Origin of the sequence: Pseudomonas sp. ADPe (genome assembly GCF_014843515.1) — a bacterium.
GTDB lineage: Bacteria > Pseudomonadota > Gammaproteobacteria > Pseudomonadales > Pseudomonadaceae > Pseudomonas > Pseudomonas citronellolis.
On record NZ_CP062122.1, the window covers coordinates 6461859 to 6481437 of the forward strand.

Annotated in this window: 9 protein-coding genes; 7 read left to right on the plus strand and 2 right to left on the minus strand. The window is 73.0% G+C overall.

Annotated features, from left to right (window positions below; genetic code table 11):
• Window positions 1-2 precede the first annotated feature (2 nt).
• Entirely contained in the window at window positions 3-2225 is a 2223-nt protein-coding gene (locus tag IG194_RS29240) for a TonB-dependent siderophore receptor (RefSeq protein WP_225617140.1), read from the minus strand.
• A 144-nt stretch (window positions 2226-2369) separates the two neighbouring features.
• Window positions 2370-3275 (minus strand): helix-turn-helix domain-containing protein, encoded by a 906-nt coding sequence (locus IG194_RS29245; protein ID WP_082936770.1) that lies wholly within the window; start codon window positions 3273-3275, stop codon window positions 2370-2372.
• 385 nt (window positions 3276-3660) lie between these two features.
• Here IG194_RS29245 and IG194_RS29250 point away from each other — a divergent pair, with 385 nt between their 5' ends.
• From IG194_RS29250 to IG194_RS29280, 7 genes are read left to right on the plus strand one after another with little or no spacing between them, the layout of a single operon-like run.
• Window positions 3661-5304, plus strand: a complete 1644-nt coding sequence (locus tag IG194_RS29250) for a (2,3-dihydroxybenzoyl)adenylate synthase (protein WP_058489582.1) — start codon at window positions 3661-3663, stop codon at window positions 5302-5304.
• Window positions 5297-7027 carry an ABC transporter ATP-binding protein gene (locus IG194_RS29255; protein ID WP_058489583.1) on the plus strand — a complete coding sequence of 577 codons (1731 nt, stop codon included), beginning with the start codon at window positions 5297-5299 and terminating at the stop codon, window positions 7025-7027. The genes IG194_RS29250 and IG194_RS29255 overlap by 8 nt, the downstream gene beginning before the upstream one ends.
• Window positions 7024-8784: an ATP-binding cassette domain-containing protein gene (locus tag IG194_RS29260; RefSeq protein ID WP_058489584.1), complete on the plus strand. Its 1761-nt coding sequence runs from the start codon at window positions 7024-7026 to the stop codon at window positions 8782-8784. The genes IG194_RS29255 and IG194_RS29260 overlap by 4 nt, the downstream gene beginning before the upstream one ends.
• A complete protein-coding gene (locus IG194_RS29265; protein ID WP_058489585.1) occupies window positions 8774-12265 on the plus strand; it encodes a non-ribosomal peptide synthetase in 3492 nt (1163 codons plus the stop codon). The genes IG194_RS29260 and IG194_RS29265 overlap by 11 nt, the downstream gene beginning before the upstream one ends.
• Entirely contained in the window at window positions 12262-17679 is a 5418-nt protein-coding gene (locus tag IG194_RS29270; RefSeq protein ID WP_058489586.1) for a non-ribosomal peptide synthetase, read from the plus strand. The genes IG194_RS29265 and IG194_RS29270 overlap by 4 nt, the downstream gene beginning before the upstream one ends.
• Complete coding sequence (locus tag IG194_RS29275; RefSeq protein WP_225617141.1) at window positions 17676-18791, plus strand: saccharopine dehydrogenase NADP-binding domain-containing protein; 1116 nt, start codon at window positions 17676-17678, stop codon at window positions 18789-18791. The genes IG194_RS29270 and IG194_RS29275 overlap by 4 nt, the downstream gene beginning before the upstream one ends.
• Window positions 18792-18796: 5 nt before the next feature.
• Window positions 18797-19561 carry a thioesterase II family protein gene (locus IG194_RS29280; protein WP_099049054.1) on the plus strand — a complete coding sequence of 255 codons (765 nt, stop codon included), beginning with the start codon at window positions 18797-18799 and terminating at the stop codon, window positions 19559-19561.
• Window positions 19562-19579: the final 18 nt, after the last annotated feature.

The following is a 19579-nucleotide window of genomic DNA, read 5'->3' on the forward strand; positions in this document are numbered from 1 at the left end:
GCCTACCAGCGGTAGCTCAGGCTGGCGATCAGGCTGCGGTCCTCGCCGATGGTGCAACTGCTCGCGCTGCAGCCGTTGTAGTAGTGCTTGTCGGTCAGGTTGCTGGCGTTGAGCGACAGGCGCAGCCCCTTGGCTTCGCGGAACAGCTGGCCCAGCTCGTAGTGCACGGCGGCGTCCAGCAGGGTGTAGGAGGGCACCGTGATGGTATTGGCCGCGTCCGCCTCGGTGCGCCCGAGGTAGCGCACCCCGGCGCCGAAACCCAGGCCGGCGAGGGGGCCGTCGGGCTGGGTGTAGTCCAGCCACAGCGAGGCCATCTTGCGCGGCGTGTTGGTCGGCCGGTGGCCCTTCTCCACGGGGTTGTTGCTCCTGGTCACCTCGGCGTCGTTGTAGGTGGCGCTGCCGATCAGGTCCAGGCCCCGGGCCAGGCTGGCCTTGCCCTCCAGTTCCAGGCCGCGCACCCGTACCTCGCCGGTCTGCACCTGGTTGAGGTTGTTGTTGGGGTCGGTGGTCAGCACGTTCTCCTGGGTCAGTTCGTAGGCGGCCAGGGTGACGAAGCCGTCGTAGCCCTTGGGCTGGTACTTCACGCCGACCTCCGACTGCTTGGCAGTCAGCGGCTTGTAGGCGTTGCCGTAGAAATCGGTGCCCAGAGAGGGGTTGAACGAGGTGGAGTAGCTGATATAGGGCGCCAGGCCGTTGTCCGCCAGGTAGACCAGGCCGGCGCGGTAGGTGAACTTCTCGTCGCGCTGCTTGCTGCCGCTGTCCGCCAGGCGATTGTCGGTGCGCGCGCTGGAGCTGTCCTGGCGGCCGCCGAGGCTGAGCACCCAGTGCTTGTCGAAGGTGAACTGTTGCTGGGCGTAGACGCCGACCTGGTCGGCGCGTTGCTGGGTCTGCGCCATGGGCCGGTCGATGGGGCCGAAGCCCTGGCCGTACACCGGGTTGAAGATGTCGATGGAGGCGGCCTTGCCGGCGCGCAGGTAGTAGTCCTCGCGGGTGCGCCGGTAGTCCAGGCCCAGCAGCGAGGTCATCTCGGTGTCGCCGATGTTCCAGCGCGCCTGGGCGTTGTTGTCCAGGGCATAGACGTCGCCGATGATGCGGAAGCGGTAGGCGCTGCGCATCAGGGTGCGCTGGTCCGCGGCCAGGCCCATGCCGCTGGCGGTATTGGTGAGCAGGTTGACGTGGCTGTAGCGCGCGCTGGAGTGCAGGCTCCAGACGTCGTTCAGGCGGTGGTCCAGCAGGTAGCCGAGGGCGTACTGGGTGCGGTGGTTGTCCAGCCCCGGCTCGTCGAGGAACTGGTTGTGCTTGATCTTGCCGTTGGGGTTGGACAGCAGGCTGCCGCGTAGCGGCACGAACACCCTTGGCGCGCCGAACTCGTCCTCGGCGTACTCGGCCAGCACGGTCAGGTCGGTGTCCTCGTTGGGGCGCCAGGTGAAGGCCGGGGCGACGAAGGTCTTGCGGTCGACGATATGGTCGGTCTGGGTGTCGCTGTCGCGGCCCAGGCCGGTGAGCCGGTAGAGGAACTTGCCTTCGTCGTCCAGCGGGCCGCTGAAGTCGAACTGGCCCTGGCGTCGGTCGTGGTTGCCGCCGACCACTTCCACCTCGTGGAAGGGCTGGTCCAGCGGGCGCTTGCTGACCTGGTTGACCACCCCGCCGGGGGCGTTCTGCCCGTAGAGCACCGAGGCCGGGCCCTTGAGCACCTCGACCCGCTCCAGGCCGTAGGGCTCGACCTTCGGCCAGGCCTGGGTGGTGGTGCCGCGCAAGCCGTCGCGCAGCATGCCGGTGCTGGAGACATCGAAGCCGCGGATCCTGATCGAGTCGAAGCGCTGCGAGGCGGCGCCGGTGGTGTCCTGCACGCCGGCGGTGTAGCGCAGCGCCTCGGCCACCGATTGCGCCTTCTGTTCGTCCATCTCCTTGCGCGTGACCACCGACAGGGCCTGCGGCACCTCGCGGATCGGCGTGTCGGTCTTGGTGCCGCTGAGGCTGCGCTGGGCCACCACGCCGGGCACCGAGCCCACCGGGCTCTCGCCGGCGCCGAGCACGGTGCTGCTGTCCAGCGACAGCACGTCCTGCTCCTGGCGCTCGTCGTCCGCGGCCTGGGCCTGGCCCGGCAGGCTCGCCAGGCCGATGCCCAGGGCCAGGGCGTGTATCGCCCCGGCCAGGCGCAGGCCGCGCGGCAGCAGGTGGGAAGGGAAGTGTAGGGGGCTGGTCTGCCCGGGGCCGGTTGCCATGTTTCGCTCCATGCTGAGAGGGGTTCAAAAATGCGAATGCGAACTTATCTCAACAAGCATTCATGGCGCCGGGGGAAAACATTGGATTGCGCGACCATTTCTTTCGATCGGGAAAAACCGCGGAACCTGCGCTCCGCCACGGGCTCAGCGCAGCTCCCGGGGCGACACCCCGAAGCGCTTGCGGAAAGCGATGGAGAAGTGCGCCGGGCTGTAGCCGACGCGGTAGGCGGCGCTGGAGACGTTGCTCTCGCCGCTGGCCAGCAGGCGGTAGGCCTCGCTTAGGCGGACCTCCTGCAGGTAGGCATAGACGCTGCTGCCGAACAGCTGGCGGAAGCCTTCGGTGAGCTTGCGCGCGTTCAGCCCCACCTGGCGCGCCAGCGTGGCCAGCGGCGGCGAATGCTGCAGGTCGCGGCACAGCAGCTCGCGGGCAGCCTGCACCCGCTCCAGGTCGGCGGAGTTCAGGCGCGCCTCGGCGGCGCTGCCCGGGGGCTGGTCGGCGAGCAGGTCCTCCAGGCCCAGGGCGGTCATCTCCAGCGCCTTGCCGCCGAGGTAGAAGGCGCGGGAAGGGCCGTGCAGCGGGCAGGTGGCGATCTGCCGGGCCAGGGCCAGCAGCGAGCGCGAGGCCGGGCGGCAGAACAGCACCGGCCCGCCGTCGTGGCGCTGGCGGAACAGCCGCTCGGGCTCCAGGCCGACACTGCGGATCGCCGGGAAATCCAGCTGCACCGTGGTGTAGCGCACCGGCACGCCGCTGGCGAACAGGTGGTCGCCGCAGAACTCGCCCTGGTTGGCCACCGCGCACAGGGTGGGGCCGCGGATCTCCACCGGGGGCAGGCCCTCGACGCGGCAGTCGAGGCGGCCGCTGAGCACCAGGATCAGCTTCAGGCCCTTCCATAGCGGCTCCTGCATCCAGCCCTGGGTCTGGACCACCACGGTGCCGGCGGACAGGGTGATGTCCGCCGCGGCCTCGCCCGCCGGGGTGGCGCCGCAGCCGGGCACGCTCAGGGTGAAGTCGCTGGGCACGCTGCGCTGCATGGCCTTGCTGCTGGACATCCTTCTCTCCTTGCCTGGCGGATGGAGGCCTCAGGCTAGCACGGCGAAGTCGATCCATGAATGAGAATTATTATTGTTTGTGCCGGTCCAGGCCGTCATGTCCCGCCCCGCGGGCCCTGCGCGCGCCCTGGCGGTGGGCGCGGGTTCCACGATCCAAAGAAAAAGGCGCGGGATCGAAGGCGGCGGTCCTTGCCGCTGGCGGATCGCCGGGATATTGATAATCACTCGCAACAATCGGAGAGGGACCTCCCCGCAGCATTGCCCGGGTGCGCCCGGCGCACCGAAGCGGCACGCCTTGCCGCCACCCATACCCCGCAGACGCCCTGTACGGCCTTCCCCGCAAGGCCGCAGGCCCGCTCATGCCCGCAACCAGCGAGGAAGCAAGATGACCACCCGCGACGACCGCATCGACTGCCCCGATTGGCCCGAGGCCTATGTCCAGCGCTACCGGGATGCCGGCTACTGGCGCGAGGAGACCTTCTCCGGCCTGCTGCGCGAGGCCGCCCGGCGTTTCGCCGAACGCGAAGCACTGGTGGAAGGGGAGCGGCGCCTGAGCTACCGCGAGCTGGACGCGCGGGTCGACCGCCTGGCCGCCGGCCTGCACGGCCTGGGCCTGCGCGCCGGGGACAACGTGCTGCTGCAATTGCCCAACGGCATCGCCTTCGTCGAGGCCTGCTTCGCCCTGTACCGCCTTGGCGCGCGGCCGATCTTCGCCCTGCCGGCGCACCGCGAGCTGGAGCTTTCCAGCTTCTGCCGCTTCGCCGGGGCCCGCGCCTACATCTGCGCCGACCGCGCCGCTGACTTCGACTTCCGCGCGCTGGCCCGGCGGCTGCAGGCGGAGCAGCCGCAGCTGCGCCACGTGCTGGTGGCCGGCGAGGCGCAGGAGTTCGTCGCCCTGGCCGACCTCTACCGCGCCGAGCCCCTGGCGTTGCCCGAGCCGGCGCCGGAGGCGGTGGCCTGCTTCCAGCTGTCCGGCGGCTCCACCGGCGTGCCCAAGCTGATTCCGCGGCGGCACCGGGAATACCTCTACAACCTGCGCGCCAGCGCCGAGCTGTGCGGCCTGGGGCCGGACAGCACCTACTTGGCGGCGCTGCCCATGGCGCACAACTTCCCCATGTGCTGCCCGGGGTTCATGGGCACCCTGTACAGCGGCGGGCGGGTGGTGACCGCCGCGCAGCCGACGCCGGAATGCTGCTTCCCGCTGGTCGAGGCCGAGGGCGTGAGCCATACCGCCCTGGTGCCGCCGCTGGCCCTGGTGTGGATGGAGGCCGCCGAGCTTCGCGGGCGCGGCCTGCCCGGCCTGCTGCTGCAGGTGGGCGGCGCGCGGCTGAGCGAGGCGGCGGCGCGGCGCGTCGGGCCGACCCTGGGCTGCCGCCTGCAGCAGGTGTTCGGCATGGCCGAAGGGCTGATCTGCTACACCCGCCCGGACGACGACGCCGAGCACCTGCTGCGCACCCAGGGCCGGCCGTTGTCGCCGGCGGACGAGGTGCGGGTGGTGGACGAGCAGGGCAACGACCTGCCGCCCGGGCAGGTGGGCCTGCTGCTGACCCGCGGGCCCTACACCATCCGCGGCTACTACCGGAACCCCGGGCAGGACGCCGAGTGCTTCACGGCCGACGGCTTCTACCGCTCCGGCGATCGCGTGGCGCTGACCGCCGATGGCTACCTGGTGGTGGAAGGGCGCGACAAGGACCTGATCAACCGCGGCGGCGAGAAGATCGCCGCGGAGGAGGTGGAGAACCTGCTGCTGGCGCACCCCGCGGTGCTGGACGCGGCGCTGGTGGCGATGCCCGACGGTTTCCTCGGCGAACGCAGCTGCGCCTTCGTGATCCGCCGCTCGGCGGCCGCCGCCGCTGAACTCAAGGCCTACCTGCGCGGCTGCGGGCTGGCGGCGTTCAAGCTGCCGGACCGCTTCGAGTTCCTCGAGGCCTTCCCGCAGACCGGCGTCGGCAAGGTCAGCCGCCGGCACCTGCGCGAGACCCTCCAGCGGCAGTACTTCACCCAGCGGGAGGCGAGCGCGCGTGGCTGAGGCGGGCTTCTCCCTGGCGGCGCTGCTGCGCCCCGTGCGCGGCCGCCTGCTGCTGGCGGTGGCGTTGCAGGCCGTGTCGGCGCTGGCCGGCATCCTGCCCTTCGTGGCCCTGGCCGAACTGGCGCCGGCGCTGCTCGCCGGGCACCTCGATGACGGCCGGGCGCCGCTCCTGGCCCTGGTCGGCGCCGCCGCGCTGCTGCTGCGCCTGCTGGGCCTGAGCTGCGCGCTGCACATGACCCACCTGGCCGACAGCGACCTGCAACTGCACCTGCGCCGCCGCCTGGCCGCCCATCTCGGGCGCCTGCCCCTGGGTTGGTACGCCGGGCGCAATCTGGCGCGGCTGAACCGGGTGCTGGTGGACGACGTCGGCGCCCTGCATCACTTGGTGGCGCACCTGCCCAACAACCTGGCCGCGGCGCTGGTGGCGCCGGCTGCCTGCCTGGCCTACCTGGCGCTGAAGGACTGGCGCATGACCCTGGTGGTGTTGCTGCCGCCGCTGCTGGCGCTGTGGCGCCTCGCCGCGCTGCGCTCGGCCGCCTACCGTGCCGACCGCCAGGCCCTGGGGGCCGCCATCGGCGGCCTGTCCCAGGCGACCCTGGGCTTCGTCCAGGGCATCGCCATGGTCAAGTCCTTCGGCCGTTCCGGGCAGGTGCAGGGCGCCTTCTTCGCCGCCGTGGAAGACTTCGCCCGCTTCTTCTCCGCCTGGGTCGGACGCTGGGCCGGGCTGGGCGCCAGCGTCGAGGTACTGCTCTCGCCGCTGCTGATGATCGCCCTGGTGCTGCTGGCCGGCAGCGGCCTGGTGCTGGCCGGCGAACTGCAACCGGTACAGCTGCTGCCCTTCGCCTTGCTCGGCCCGGCGCTGGCCGCGCCCGTGGCGGCGCTGGGGCACGGCGGCGACGCCATCGTCCAGGGCCGCGAGGCCGCGCGGCGCATTGGCGAATTGCTGGCCACCACGCCCTTGCCGCAACCGGCGCGGCCGCGCCAGCCCCAGGGCAGCGAAGTGCGCTTTGATGCGGTGAGCCTGAGGCGCGCCGACGGCAGCCTGGCCCTGGACGGCATCGACCTGGTGCTGGCGCCGGGCACGCTGACCGCCCTGGTGGGCGAGTCCGGCGCCGGCAAGTCGACGCTGGCCAGCCTGCTGCCGCGCTTCGCCGACGTCAGCGGCGGCGCCATCCGCATCGGCGGTGTGGACCTGCGCGAGATGGACGCCGCCACCCTGTACCGGCAGGTCGCCTTCGTTTTCCAGGAAGTCCGCCTGCTGCGCGCCAGCGTGCTGGACAACCTGCGCCTGGCGCGGCCCGAGGCCACCCTCGACGAGGTCAGGGCCGCGGCGCGGGCCGCGCAGATCGACGCGCGCATCGAACAATTGCCCCAGGGCTACGCCACCGTGCTGGACGGCAGCCAGGCGTTGTCCGGCGGCGAGCGGCAGCGCCTGGCCATCGCCCGCGCGCTGCTGGCCGATGCCCCCATCCTGGTGCTGGACGAAGCCACCGCCGCGGCCGACCCGGAGTCCGAGGCGGCCATCCAGCAGGCCCTGTCGGTGCTGGCGGCCGGGCGCACGCTGCTGGTGATCGCGCATCGCCTGGCCAGCCTGTGCGACGCCGAGCAGATCGTCGTGCTCGGTGGCGGCCGGGTGCTTGAGCGGGGGCGCCACGAGGCGCTGCTGCAGCAGGGCGGGACCTACGCCCGGCTGTGGGCGGCGGAGCAGGGGGGCGGCGCATGATCGTCGAACTGCTGCGCTGCCTGCAGCCGGCCCAGGCCCGGCGCCTGCGCCTGGCGGTGCTGGCCATGACCGCCGCGGCTGGCGCCCAGGGGCTGGCCCTGGGCTTGCTGCCGCTGGCCTTCGGCGAGCTGTTCGGCGACGCGCCGGCGTGGCACTGGCCGCCGGCCTTCGCCGGGCTGGCCATGCTCTGCCTGTGGCTGCGCCGGCATGCCCAGTTGCTCGGCTACCGCGCCGGCGCCGAAGCCGCCCGCGGGCTGAACCGGCGCCTCGGGCAGCACCTGGCGCGGCTGCCCCTGGAGTGGTTCGCCGAGCGCCGCGCCGCCGAGCTCAACCGCCTGGTCACCTACAACGTCCTGCAGGTGATGAGCGTCCCGGCGCACCTGTTGCAGCCGCTGCTCAACGCGGTGCTGACGCCGCTCGCGCTGCTCGGCGTGCTGGCCTTGCAGATGCCGCGCCTGGCCCTGACAGGATTGGCCGCGGCGCTGCCGCTGTGGCTGTTCTACCGCTGGGGCGTGCGCTGGGGCGGCGAGGCCGAGGAGGGTGGCGAGCGGGCGGGCACCGAGGCGGCGGCGCGGGTCCTGGAGTTCGTTCGCCAGCAGGCGTTGCTGCGCGTCAGCGGGCGCACCGAGGCCGGCTTCGCCCTGCTCGAACAGGCCCTGGAGGAACAGCGCCGCGCCCAGCGTCGCGTCCATTGGCGCACCTTCCCGGCCGCGCTGGGCCTGGCCGGCGCGTTGCAGGCGCTGTACACGCTTTTGTTGCTGGGCGGGCTGCACGCGGTGCTCGGCGGGCAGCTGGCGGCCACCGAGTTCCTCGCCCTGGGGCTGCTGGCGACCTGCCTGGTGGAGCCCATGGGCACGCTGGTGAACCTGGGCGCCACCTTGCGCCAGACGCGCCACGGCCTGCGCCAGTTGCGCCAGGTGCTGCAGGTGCCGCCGTTGCCCGAGCCCACCCGGCCGCGGCTGCCCGCCGACCCGCGTCTGCAGGCCCACGGCCTGGGCCTGGTGCGCCAGGAACGGCGGGTGCTGGACGGCATCGAACTCGACCTGGCGCCCTGCTCGCTCAACCTGTTGGTGGGCGCCTCCGGGGCTGGCAAGTCGAGCCTGCTGCGCCTGCTGGCGCGTTGCGCCGACCCGGATGCGGGCAGGGTGCTGCTGGGCGGCGTCGACCTGCGCGAGGTGGCCGCCGCCGAGCGCGATCGCTACCTGGCGTTGCTGCCCCAGGACTGCGGGGTCCTGCCCGGCAGCCTGCTGGACAACCTGCGCCTGGGCGACCCCGCGGCCAGCGATGCGACCCTGCTGGCGATGGCCCGCGCCTGCGGCCTGGACAGCCTCGCGGCACGCCTGGCCGAGGGCTGGCATGGCCCCCTGGGCGAGGCCGGGGCCGGCCTGTCCGGCGGCGAGCGGCAGCGCCTGGCCCTGGCCCGCCTGCTGCTCAAGGGCGCCCCCGTGCTGCTGCTGGACGAACCCACCGCGGCCCTGGACCCGGCCAGCGAGGCGCGCATCAACCGCCTGCTGCTCGGCCTCGCCGGCCGCCACACGCTGCTGCTGGCCACCCATCGGCCGAGCCTCGCCGAACACGCCGCGCAGATCCTCGTGCTCGACCAGGGCCGCCTGGTGCAGCGCGGCACCCACCGTCAGCTTCTGGCCCAGCCGGGCCGTTACCGAGAGCTGTTCCACGAGCGCGAAGCGGTCAACCGCTGGCGCCTGCGTGGCCCCATCCACCCAGCTTCCGCAAGGATTGCCCACCATGAACGATGACCCAGCACTGGCATGCGCTCATTCACCCCGGGCGCGCCCCGGCGATTGCCTCGCCGGCACCGATCCACACAGCCTGCGCGACTGGCTCGCGCCGGCCCTGGGCTGCGACGCCGCCGACATCGACGCCGAACTGTCGCTGATCGAACAGGGCCTGGACTCCATCAACCTCATGCGCCTGCCCACGCTGCTGGCCCGCCACGGCGTGCGCGTCGGCGTTGCCGAACTGATGGAGCGGCCGACCCTGCAAGCCTGGCTGCGCCTGTTCGCCGAGCGCGCCGGCGAGGTGGCCGGGCCGTCGCCGGTTGTGCCCGAGACGGGCGAGGGGTTCGAACTGACAGCCCTGCAGCAGGCCTACTGGCTGGGCCGCGACGAGCAGCGCAGCCTTGGCGGGGTGGCCTGCCAGCTGTACCAGGAACTGGACGCCGGCGAGCTCGACCCGCCGCGCCTGGAAGCCGCGGTACGCGCGCTGTGCCAGCGGCACGCCATGCTGCGTGCGCAGTTCCTCGCCGACGGGCGCCAGCGCATCCGCGGCGAACCGGCCTGGGCCGGCCTGCGCGTGCATGACCTGCGCCGCCTCGAGCGGGCCGAGCGCGAAGCGCGCCTGGCGCAACTGCGCGAAGCGCTGGCGCACCGCTGCCTTGACGTCGCCAGCGGGCAGGTCTTCGACCTGCAACTGAGCCTGCTGCCCGATGGCCGCAGCCGGCTGCACCTGAACCTGGACCTGCTGGTCGCCGACGTGCTCAGCTTCGCCATCCTGCTGCGCGACCTGGCAGCCTTCTACCGGGGCGAGGGCGAGACGCTGCCGACGCTGGGCATGGACTTCCCAGCCTACCTGGCGGCCCAGCGCGAGCTGCGCCGGCCGCAGCTGGCCAGTGCGCGCGAATACTGGCGTGCGCGCCTGGACACGCTGCCCGGCCCGCCGCAACTGCCCCTGGCCCAGGCCCCCGAGTCACTGGGCCGGCCGCGCTTCCGCCGCCTCCAGTTCCTGCTGCGGAAGCCGCGCCTGGCGCGCCTGGAAGCCCGTGCCCGGGCGCACGGCCTGACACTGGCCAGCGTGCTGGCCTGCGCCTACGCCCAGGTCCTGGCGCGCTGGAGCGCCAGCCAGCGTTTTCTCCTCAACCTGCCGTTGTTCGACCGCCAGCCGCTGGACAGCGGCGTGGCGCACATGGTCGCGGACTTCTCCAACCTGGTGCTGCTGGAGGTGGACCTTTCCCGCGCGGGCAGCTTCGCCGGGCAGGCCGCCGCCCTGCAGGCGCAACTGCACCGGGACCTGGGCCACGCGGCCTGGTCGGGCATGGAGGTGCTGCGCGAGCTGGCCCAGCGCCAGGACGGCGAAGGCCTGGGCGCCCCCGTGGTGTTCGCCTGCAACCTCGGCGAGCCGCTGGTGGACGCGCGTTGCCGCGAAACCCTTGGCCGTCCCGGCTGGGCGCTGTCGCAGACGCCCCAGGTCTGGCTCGACCACCAGACCTACCCATTGGAAGAGGGCCTGTTGCTGAACTGGGATGCGGTCGAGGGGCTGTTTCCCGACGGCCTGCTGGAAGCCATGTTCGCCGCCTATGAGCGCCTGCTCGAAGGTTTGGCCGAGCAGGACTGGGGCCAACCCGTGTCGCTGGAACTGCCGGCGGCGCAAGCGCAGGTGCGCTACCAGGTCAACGACACCCGGGCGGACCTAGAGCCCGGCGTGCTGCACCAGGGCTTCTTCGCCCAGGCGCGGAACAACCCCCATAACCTGGCCCTGGTGGCCCACGACGAGCAGGAACGCCAGTACAGCTACGCCGAACTGGCCGAGGCCGCCCTGCGCCTGGCCGCGGCGCTGCGCGAATGGGGCGTGGCGGCCGGCGACGGCGTGGCCATCACGCTGCCCAAGGGGGCGGGCCAGGTGATCGCCGTGCTGGGCGCGCTTGCCGCCGGCGCGTGCTACGTCCCGGTGGGGATCGAACAGCCGCCGGCGCGGCGCGCGGCCATCCTGCGCCAGGCCGGCGTGTGCCTGGTGCTGACCGACGCCGAGCGGGCCGGGGAGGACGCCTGGCCAGCCGGCACGGTGGTGCGCGAGCTGGCTGCCAGCCAGGCCTACGAGCCCCTGGCCAAGCCCTTGCCGGTGGAACCCTCGGCTGTCGCCTATGTGATCTTCACCTCCGGCAGCAGCGGCGAGCCCAAGGGCGTCGAAGTGGCCCACGGCGCCGCGCAGAACACCCTGGATGCGCTGCGCCGGCGCTACCGGTTGGCGGCCAGCGACCGCCTGCTCGGAGTTTCGGCGCTGGATTTCGACCTCTCGGTATTCGACCTTTTCGCCGTGCTCGGCGTCGGCGGCACCCTGGTCCTGCCGGCCGAGGCCCTGCGCAAGGAACCGACGCACTGGCTGCAACTGTTGCGCCGGCACGGCGTCACCCTGTGGAACTCGGTGCCGGCATTGCTCGACATGCTGCTGCTGCGCAACCGCGGCGGCCTCGGCCTGGGCGGCCTGCGCCTGGCCCTGGTCTCCGGCGACTGGATCGGCCTGGACCTGCCGCCGCGTCTGCGCCAGGTCGCCCCCGGCTGCCGCTTCGTGGCCCTGGGCGGGGCCACCGAGGCGGCGATCTGGTCGAATGCCCAGGAAGTCGCGGAGGTGCCGCCGCAGTGGCGTTCGATCCCCTACGGGCGGCCGCTGGAAAACCAGCGCTACCGGGTGGTCGACGGCCTCGGCCGGGACTGCCCGGACTGGGTCCCCGGCGAGCTGTGGATCGGCGGCGCCGGCGTCGCCCTGGGCTATCGCGGGCAAGCGGCGCTGACCCGCCAGCGCTTCGTCGAGCAGGGCGGCGAACGTTGGTACCGCACCGGCGACCTGGGCCGCTACTGGCCCGACGGCACCCTGGAATTCCTCGGCCGCCTGGACCAGCAGGTGAAGCTGCGCGGCCACCGGGTGGAACTCGCCGAAGTCGAGGCGGTGCTCGAACGCCACCCGGCGCTGGCGCGCGCCGTTGCGTTGGTGCTGCCCGGCGCCCGGGCCAGCCTGGTCGCCGCGGTGGTGCCGGCCGGCGGCCGCGAGACACCCGCGGAAGAGCAGCTGCGCGGCTGGGCCGCTGACTGGCTGCCGCCCCACATGCTGCCCGAACGCATGCTCGCCTTGCCCCGGCTGCCCCTGAGCGGCAACGGCAAGGTGGACCGCAAGGCCCTGGCCTGGCTGCTGCAGGAGCAGCTCCAGGGCAGCGCCCTGGCGCCGGACGAGGAACCGCTGGGCGAACTGGAAAGCGCGGTCGCCCGGCACTGGCAGGCGCTGCTGGAGGTACCGCGGGTGGGCCGCCACCAGGGCTTCTTCGCCCTGGGCGGCAATAGCCTGCTGGCCACCCGCCTGATCGAGCGCCTGGCCAGTGGCTTCGGCGTGGAACTGACACTCAAGGACTTTTTCGGCGCCGCCAGCGTCGCCGCCCAGGCCGCCCTGGTGGCGGCCCGGCAGGCGCAGCGGCGGGCGGGCGCCAACCCACTGGAGGAAGGGGCACTATGAATATCCACGCATTGCGCAACGAGCTCGACATGCTGGGCGTCGAGCTATGGGAAGAGAATGGCCTGCTGCGTTACCGGGCCCCGGCCGGGGCCCTGGACGAGGCGCTGCTGCAGCGCCTGCGCCAGGCCCGCGACGAATTGCTGCGCGCCCTGGCGGCGGAACGCGAGCAGGCCTTGCAGGGCGATCCGGCGGAGCAGGGCGAGCCCTTCCCGCTGACCGACGTGCAGGCCGCCTACCTGCTCGGCCGCAGCACGGCCTTCGCCCACGGCGGCGTCGCCTGCCACGGCTACCTGGAGTTCGCCTTCCCCGGCCTCGAGGTCGCGCGCCTGGAACGGGCCTGGAACCAACTGATCGAACGCCATCCCATGCTCCGCGCCGTGGTCAGCGCCGAGGGCCACCAGCGCATCCTGGCCGAGGTGCCTTACTACCGGCTGGCGGAGCACAGGCTGGATGCCGAAGGGCGCCGCCTGGCCGAACTGCGCGAACGCATGGAGCTGCGCCGCGCCGGCCCGGACTGCTGGCCGCTGGTGGAGCTGTGCGTCAGCCACGGCGCCGCCGGCGACTTCCTGCACCTGTCGGTGGACCTGCTGGTGTGCGACTACCAGAGCGTGCGCATGCTGCTCGGCGAACTGCACCAGCTGTACCACGGCGGCACCCTGGCGGAGCCGGCGCGGATCAGCTTCCGCGACTACGTCCTGGCCGAGCGCCGCCTGCGCGAAGGGCCGCGCTACGGCCGCGACCGCGACTACTGGCTGGCCCGCATCGACGGCCTGCCCGGCGCGCCCGAGCTGCCCCTGGCCGACGCGCAGCCGGGGGCGCGCTTCCGCCGCCTGGCCCTGCAGGTGGACGAGCGCGACTACCGCGCCCTCGGCCTCAACGCCGCCGGCGCCGGCATCGGCGTCTCCGCCGCGGTGCTCGCCGCCTATGCGGAAACCCTGGGGCGCTGGAGCCGGCGCGGCGACTTCTGCCTGAGCCTGACGTTGCTCAATCGCCTGGCGCTGCATCCCCAGGTGGAGCGCCTGGTGGGCGACTTCAGCTCGGTGGAGGTGCTGCAGTTGGACACCCGCCAGGCCGGCAGCTTCGCCGAGCGCGCCGCGCAACTGCAGGCGCGCCTGTGGGAGGACATGGACCACCGCTTGTTCTCCGGCATCGAGGTGCTGCGCGAGTTGGCGCGCCGCCGGGGGCGCGACGCCGCGCTGCTACCCTACGCCTTCACCAGCACGCTGGGCGCCGGCGGCGAGGCCGGCCGCGGCCCGTTCATGCCCGGCGCCGAGCTGGTCCATGGCATCAGCCAGACGCCCCAGGTGCTGATCGACTGCCAGGTCTCCGAGCGCGACGGCGGCCTGTGGCTGAACTGGGACTACCGCGAAGGCGCCTTTGCCGAGCCCGTGCTGCGCGCCATGTTCGATGCCTTCTGCGCGCTGCTGCTGCGCCTGGCGCGCGAACCCTCGGCCTGGGCGCTGGACGACTGCCTGGAGCTGCCCGCCACCCAGCGCCTGGCGCGCGAACTGGCCAACCAGACCGATGCGCCACTGCCCGAGGGCCTGCTGCACGAGCCGGTGTTCGCCCGGGCGCGCCTGGCGCCCCGGCATACGGCCCTGGTGCAGGGCGGGCGGAGCCTGGACTTCGCCGAACTGGCCGCGCGCGCCGAGGCCGTCGCCGCCGCCTTGCTCGACGCCGGCTGCCAGCGCGGCGAGCGCGTCGCGGTGTGCATGGACAAGGGCATCGAGCAGATCATCGCCGTGCTCGGCATCCTGCGGGCCGGCGCCGCCTACCTGCCGCTGGACACCAGCCAGCCCGAGGCGCGCCGCGAGCTGATCCTGGAGAATGCCGGGGTGTGGCGGGTGGCCACCCATTCGGCGCTGGAGGGCCGCCTGGCCTGGCCGGCGCGGATCGTCCAGGCGCTCGCCGTGGACCGCCTGCAGCCTTATGCCGGCGCGCCGCTGCCGGCCTCGCCCGCGCAGCCGGGGGAGCTGGCGTACGTCATCTACACCTCCGGCTCCACTGGCGTCCCCAAGGGCGTGATGATCAGCCACCAGGCGGCATTGAACACCCTGGCGGACATCAACGAGCGCTTCCAGGTCGACGCCGACGACCGCATCCTGGGCCTGGCCAGCCTGGGCTTCGACCTGTCGGTCTACGACATCTTCGGCGCGCTGGCCGCCGGCGCCACCCTGGTGCTGCCCGACGCGCAACGGCGCGGCGATCCCTCCCACTGGGCGGCCTGCGCCCGCGAGCAGGGCGTGACCCTGTGGAACTCGGTGCCGGCGCAACTGCAGATGCTCCTGCACTACCTGCGCTCGGAGCCCGGTGCGGCGCCGCAGCGCCTGCGCCTGGCGCTGCTCTCCGGCGACTGGATTCCGCTCAACCTGGCGGCGGAGAGCGCCGCGTCGCTGCCGCGCCTGCGCCTGGTGGGCCTGGGCGGCGCCACCGAGGCGGCGATCTGGTCGATCATCCAGCCACTGGACGAGGTGCCGCCGCACTGGCGCAGCGTTCCCTACGGCCGGCCGCTGGCCAACCAGCGCTTCCATGTGCTCGACGAGCGCCTGCGCGACCGCCCGGACGGCGTGGCCGGCGAACTCTACATCGCCGGCGAGGGCCTGGCCCTGGGCTACCTGGGCGATGCGCAGAAGACCGCGGAGCGTTTCATCCGCCACCTCGTCAGCGGCGAGCGCCTGTACCGCACCGGCGACCTGGGGCGCTACCTGGCGGATGGCAGCATCGAGTTCCTCGGCCGCGAGGACTTCCAGGTGAAGGTGCGCGGCCACCGCATAGAACTGGCCGAGGTCGAGAGCGCCTTGCTCGACTACCCGGGCGTGCAGTCCGCGGTGGTGGTGGCCCAGGGCGAGGAGGCCCTGGAGCGGCGCCTGGTGGCCTTCCTCTGCGCCGCGCCCGCAACGACACCGGCGGCCTGGCCCGGGGACCTGGCCGGGCAGGCGCGGGCGGCCGGGCAGGGCGTCGGCGCCGGGCTGGACCCAGGGCATATCCGCGAGATGTCGGAGCAGGTCGAGCGCGCCGCGCTGCTGGCCATGGCCGCCGCGTTGAAGCGGCCGGGGCTGTTCGACGACGACGGCCGTGGGCACTCCCTGGACGACATCTGCCAAGCCTGCGAGGTCGCCCCGCGCAACCGCCGGCTGATCCGCCGCTGGCTGCGCGCCCTGGTGGAGGAGGGCCTGCTGGCCTTCGACGAGGCCCGTGGCGGCTACTGCCGCCTGCAGGTCCGCGAGGACGCGTTGCGCCAGGCCTGGGCCCGCATCGACGAGCTGGAGCCGAAGGTGGGCTGGGGGGCCGAGGTGCTGCGCTACCTGCGCGAGAGCCAGGAGCGCCTGCCCGAGCTGATGAGCGACCGGCTGGACCCGCTGCACCTGCTGTTCCCCGAAGGGCGCACCGAGGTGGCCGACGGCGCCTACCGGCGCAACCTCATCAGCCAGTACCTGAACCGCGCGGTGTGCGCCGCGCTGCGCCGCATCGCCGCCGACTTCGACGCCGAACGGCCGCTGCGCCTGCTGGAGATAGGCGCCGGCGTCGGCGGCACCAGCTGCGACCTGATCCCGGCGCTGGCGGGGCTGCCGGTGGACTACCAGTTCACCGACCTCTCGCAGTATTTCCTCAACGAGGCCCGCGAACGCTTCGCCGACTATCCCTGGGTGCGCTACGGCCTGTTCGACCTCAACCAGGAGCCCTGGCGCCAGGGCATCGCCGACAACTCGCTGGACGTGATCCTCTGCGCCAACGTGCTGCACAACGCCCGCGATGCCGGCCGGGTGCTGGCGCGCCTGCGGCGCATGCTGGCGCCGGGCGGCTGGCTGGTGTTCATCGAGGCCACCCGCGACACCTACCAGATCATGGCGTCGATGGAGTTCAAGGAAGGTCTCACCGAGTTCGAGGACCTGCGCCGCGAGCTGGACACCACCTTTCTGCGCCGCGAGCAATGGCAGGCCCTGCTGGCCGAGGCCGGGGCCGAAGCGCCGCTCTGCCTGCCGGAGGCCGGGGAGGCCATGTCCTGCATCGGCCAGCACCTGTTCATCGCCCGCTTCAAGGCCGACCGCCAGCGCCTAGAGCCGGCGGCGCTGCGCGAGCACCTGGCCCTGCGCCTGCCGCAGTACATGCTGCCGGCGGAGCTGCTGGTGCTCGACGAACTGCCGCTGACCGCCAACGGCAAGGTCGACCGCCAGGCCCTGGCCTCGCTGCGCACCCGCGGCGCCGAGCAGTCCGCCGCCAGCGGTGAACCGCCGCGGGACGAGCTGGAGCGCGCCATCGCCGAGGTCTGGCAGGAAACCCTGCGGGTGCCGGCGGTAGGCCGCGAGCAGGGCTTCTTCGAGCTGGGCGGCGATTCGCTGCTGGTGGCCCAGGTGGTCGGCCGCCTGCGCGAACGGCTGCCGGCATTGCGCAGCGTGCAGTGGGACCAGTTGCTGCGCCAGTTGATCAACCAGCCGACGGTGGCCGCGCTGGCCGATTTCGTCCGCGCCCGCGACGAGCTGCGGCCGGGTTCGCCGCTGGTCTCGATCCGCGAACAGGCGGCAGGCCACAAGCGCATCTTCGTCCACGACGGCAGCGGCACCCTGGCGCCCTACCGCGCGCTGTTCGGCGCCCTGGAAGGCGGCGCCGACGGGCTGGTGCTGGCCGACGTGGCCGGCTACCTGGCGCTGGAGCCCGAGCAGGCCATCCGCCGACTGGCCGAAAGCTATGCCGACACCCTGCAAGCCGCCGGGCTGCGTAGCCTGAGCATCGTCGGCTACTGCCTGGGCGGCCTGCTGGCCAGCGAGCTGGCGAGCTGCCTGAAGGCGCGGGGCGTGGCGGTCGAGGCGCTGACGGTGATCAGCAGCTACCGCGTGCCGTTCCTGATCGAGGACGACCTGCTGGCTGAATACGTGTTCGCCCGGGTGATGCAGGCCGACCCACGCGCCTTGGGCTACCCGCTGGACGAAGCCGGCCTGGAGCAGGCCATCGCCGAGGCCCTGCAGCGCACCCCGGGGCGGGTGACGCGGGGCGTATGGCAGGAACTGGAGGAGCGCCCGCAGACCCGCGACGCCCTGGCGGCCATGCGCCGGCTGGCCGCGCGCTCGCCCGGGCAGCGCCTGCAGGCCATCGCCCTGGCCATGCGCCATGCCGGCTCGCAACTCAGCGACCTGGACTGGCTCGGCGAGCAGCTGCGCGTGTTGCGCCATAGCCTGGCGGCGGTGGCGTTGCACCAGGCCACGCCCTACGACGGCGACATGCTGTTCGTCCGCCAGACCGGCGAGGTCCAGGTGTTGCCGGGCATGCATCGCGACATGAGCGCCTACTGGCGCGAGCTGTGCCTGGGCCGCCTGCAGGTGGTCGACGTGCCCGGCGACCACTTCAGCTGCATGCAGGCGCCCCACGTCCAGGCGGTGGCGCGGGCCTGCGGCCAACGGCAGGAGACACCGGCATGAATGACGCACCCATAGGCCTGCTGGGCGCCAGCGGCAGCGTTGGCCGCGAGGTCGTCCGGCTGTTGCGGCCGGGCCACCGGCTGCGCATCGGCGGGCGCGACCCGCAGGCATTGCAGCGCCTGGCCGGGGAACCGGGGGCCGTGCAGGCGCAGCCCCTGGACCTGAACGACGAAGGCGCGCTGCGCGGTTTCGTCGCCGGCTGCCGCCTGGTGGTCAACTGCGCCGGCCCCAGCTACCGGGTGCTCGACCGCGTGGCGCGGGCGGCCCTGGCGGCAGGCGCCGACTACCTGGACGTCGGCGGCGACGACCTGCTCTGGCAGCGCCTCGAAGGCCAGGTACCCGAGGGCCGTCGTGTGCTGCTCTCGGCCGGCATGTTGCCGGGGCTGTCCGGGCTGCTGCCGCGCTACCTGGCCGCCGGCCTGCAACGCATCGACGAGATGCGCTGCTACGCCGGCGGCCTGGGGGCGCTTTCCGCCAGCGCCGCCGAGGACTTCCTGCTCAGCCTCGACCCGGCCTACGGTTTCGGGCGGGCCCGCCAGGCCTGGTGCGACGGGCGCGCAGTGGCCTGGAGCGGTGCGCCCGTCGAGGCGTTGCGGCGCCCATGGAGCGGCAACCGCGACTTGCTGGCCACGGCCTACCTGGGCGCGGAGGGGCAGCGGCTGTTCGCCTCGCTGGGCGTGGCCCGCGGCAGTGCCTTCAATCTGTTCGAGGACGGCCAGTTGCTGGCCTGCCTGCGGCGCATCCAGGGGCGCGGAGCGGCGGAAAGCGACAGGGCCGGGAGGGTTGCCGAACTGGTCGCCGCCAGCCGCCTGGACGCCGCCGGGCGCACGCCCTACCAGTTGCTGGCCGTGGAGCTGAGCGGCTGCAGCGGCGGGCGCGAGGTGCAGCGCAGCGCCTGGTTGCGCGCTGGTGACGGCTCGCGCCTGACGGCGGCCATGGCGGCCTTCGCCGTGGAGTGCCTGGAGCGATTGCCTCCCGGGCTGCATTTCGCCGCCGAGGTATTGCCGCCAAGTAGCTGCCTGGAGCGCTTGCAGGCCTGGCTGCCCGAGCTGCGCCTGGGCCTGGGCGAGGCCGCCGCGGAGCGCGGCCAGGCAGTGGAGGGCGCATTGTGAGAGGGATGCCGGAAAGTCCCTGGCTGCGCCGCTTTTCTGGATTGCTGAGCCCCGGCTTCCGCCTGCTGTGCCTGCCCCATGCCGGCGGCAGCGCGAGCTTCTTCCGCGACTGGCGCAAGCACCTGGAGCCGGACGTGGAACTGCTGGCCGTCCAGTACCCGGGGCGGGAAGAGCGCTACGGCGAGGCGCCGGCGGCCAGCCTGGAGGCTATGGCCGCCTGCATCGCCGAGGCCTGCGCCGGCCTCGACGAGCGTCCGCTGGCGTTGTTCGGCCACAGCATGGGGGCAGCCGTGGCCTACGAGGTCGCCCTGGCCCTGCAGGGGCGCGGGCGGGCGCCCCTGCACCTGTTCGTCTCCGCGCACCCGCCGCCCCATCGCCAGCGTGGCGGCAGCCTGCACCGGCAGGCGGACGCGGCGCTGCTGGCGGACGTGCGCCGGCAGTCCGACGGCCTGCCCTGGGCACTGGACGAGCCGGCCGTGCGCGAGCTGTTCCTGCCGGCATTGCGGGCGGACTACCGGCTGATCGAGCGCTACCGGCGCGAGCGCGTCGAGCCGCTGGATTGCCCTGTCTCGCTGCTGCTGGGGGAGGACGACGACGAAGTGAACGATGACGAGGCCCTGGCCTGGGCCGCCGCCAGCCGCTGTGGGCTGGATGTGCGGCATTTCGCCGGCGGCCATTTCTACCTGCGCGCCCAGCGCCGCGTCGTGCTCGACCACCTCGGCGGCTGGCTCGCCAGTTACCGCGAGCCGGCCTGGCAACTGTGGCCCTGAGACCCTCGCAAGGAGCGA

Excerpts from the sequence above, each read along its gene's own strand:
- IG194_RS29240 (WP_225617140.1), bottom strand. The coding sequence starts at position 2,225 with ATGGCAACCGGCCCCGGGCAGACCAGCCCCCTACACTTCCCTTCCCAC.
- IG194_RS29245 (WP_082936770.1), bottom strand. The coding sequence starts at position 3,275 with ATGTCCAGCAGCAAGGCCATGCAGCGCAGCGTGCCCAGCGACTTCACC.
- IG194_RS29250 (WP_058489582.1), top strand. The coding sequence starts at position 3,661 with ATGACCACCCGCGACGACCGCATCGACTGCCCCGATTGGCCCGAGGCC.
- IG194_RS29260 (WP_058489584.1), top strand. The coding sequence starts at position 7,024 with ATGATCGTCGAACTGCTGCGCTGCCTGCAGCCGGCCCAGGCCCGGCGC.
- IG194_RS29265 (WP_058489585.1), top strand. The coding sequence starts at position 8,774 with ATGAACGATGACCCAGCACTGGCATGCGCTCATTCACCCCGGGCGCGC.
- IG194_RS29270 (WP_058489586.1), top strand. The coding sequence starts at position 12,262 with ATGAATATCCACGCATTGCGCAACGAGCTCGACATGCTGGGCGTCGAG.
- IG194_RS29275 (WP_225617141.1), top strand. The coding sequence starts at position 17,676 with ATGAATGACGCACCCATAGGCCTGCTGGGCGCCAGCGGCAGCGTTGGC.
- IG194_RS29280 (WP_099049054.1), top strand. The coding sequence starts at position 18,797 with ATGCCGGAAAGTCCCTGGCTGCGCCGCTTTTCTGGATTGCTGAGCCCC.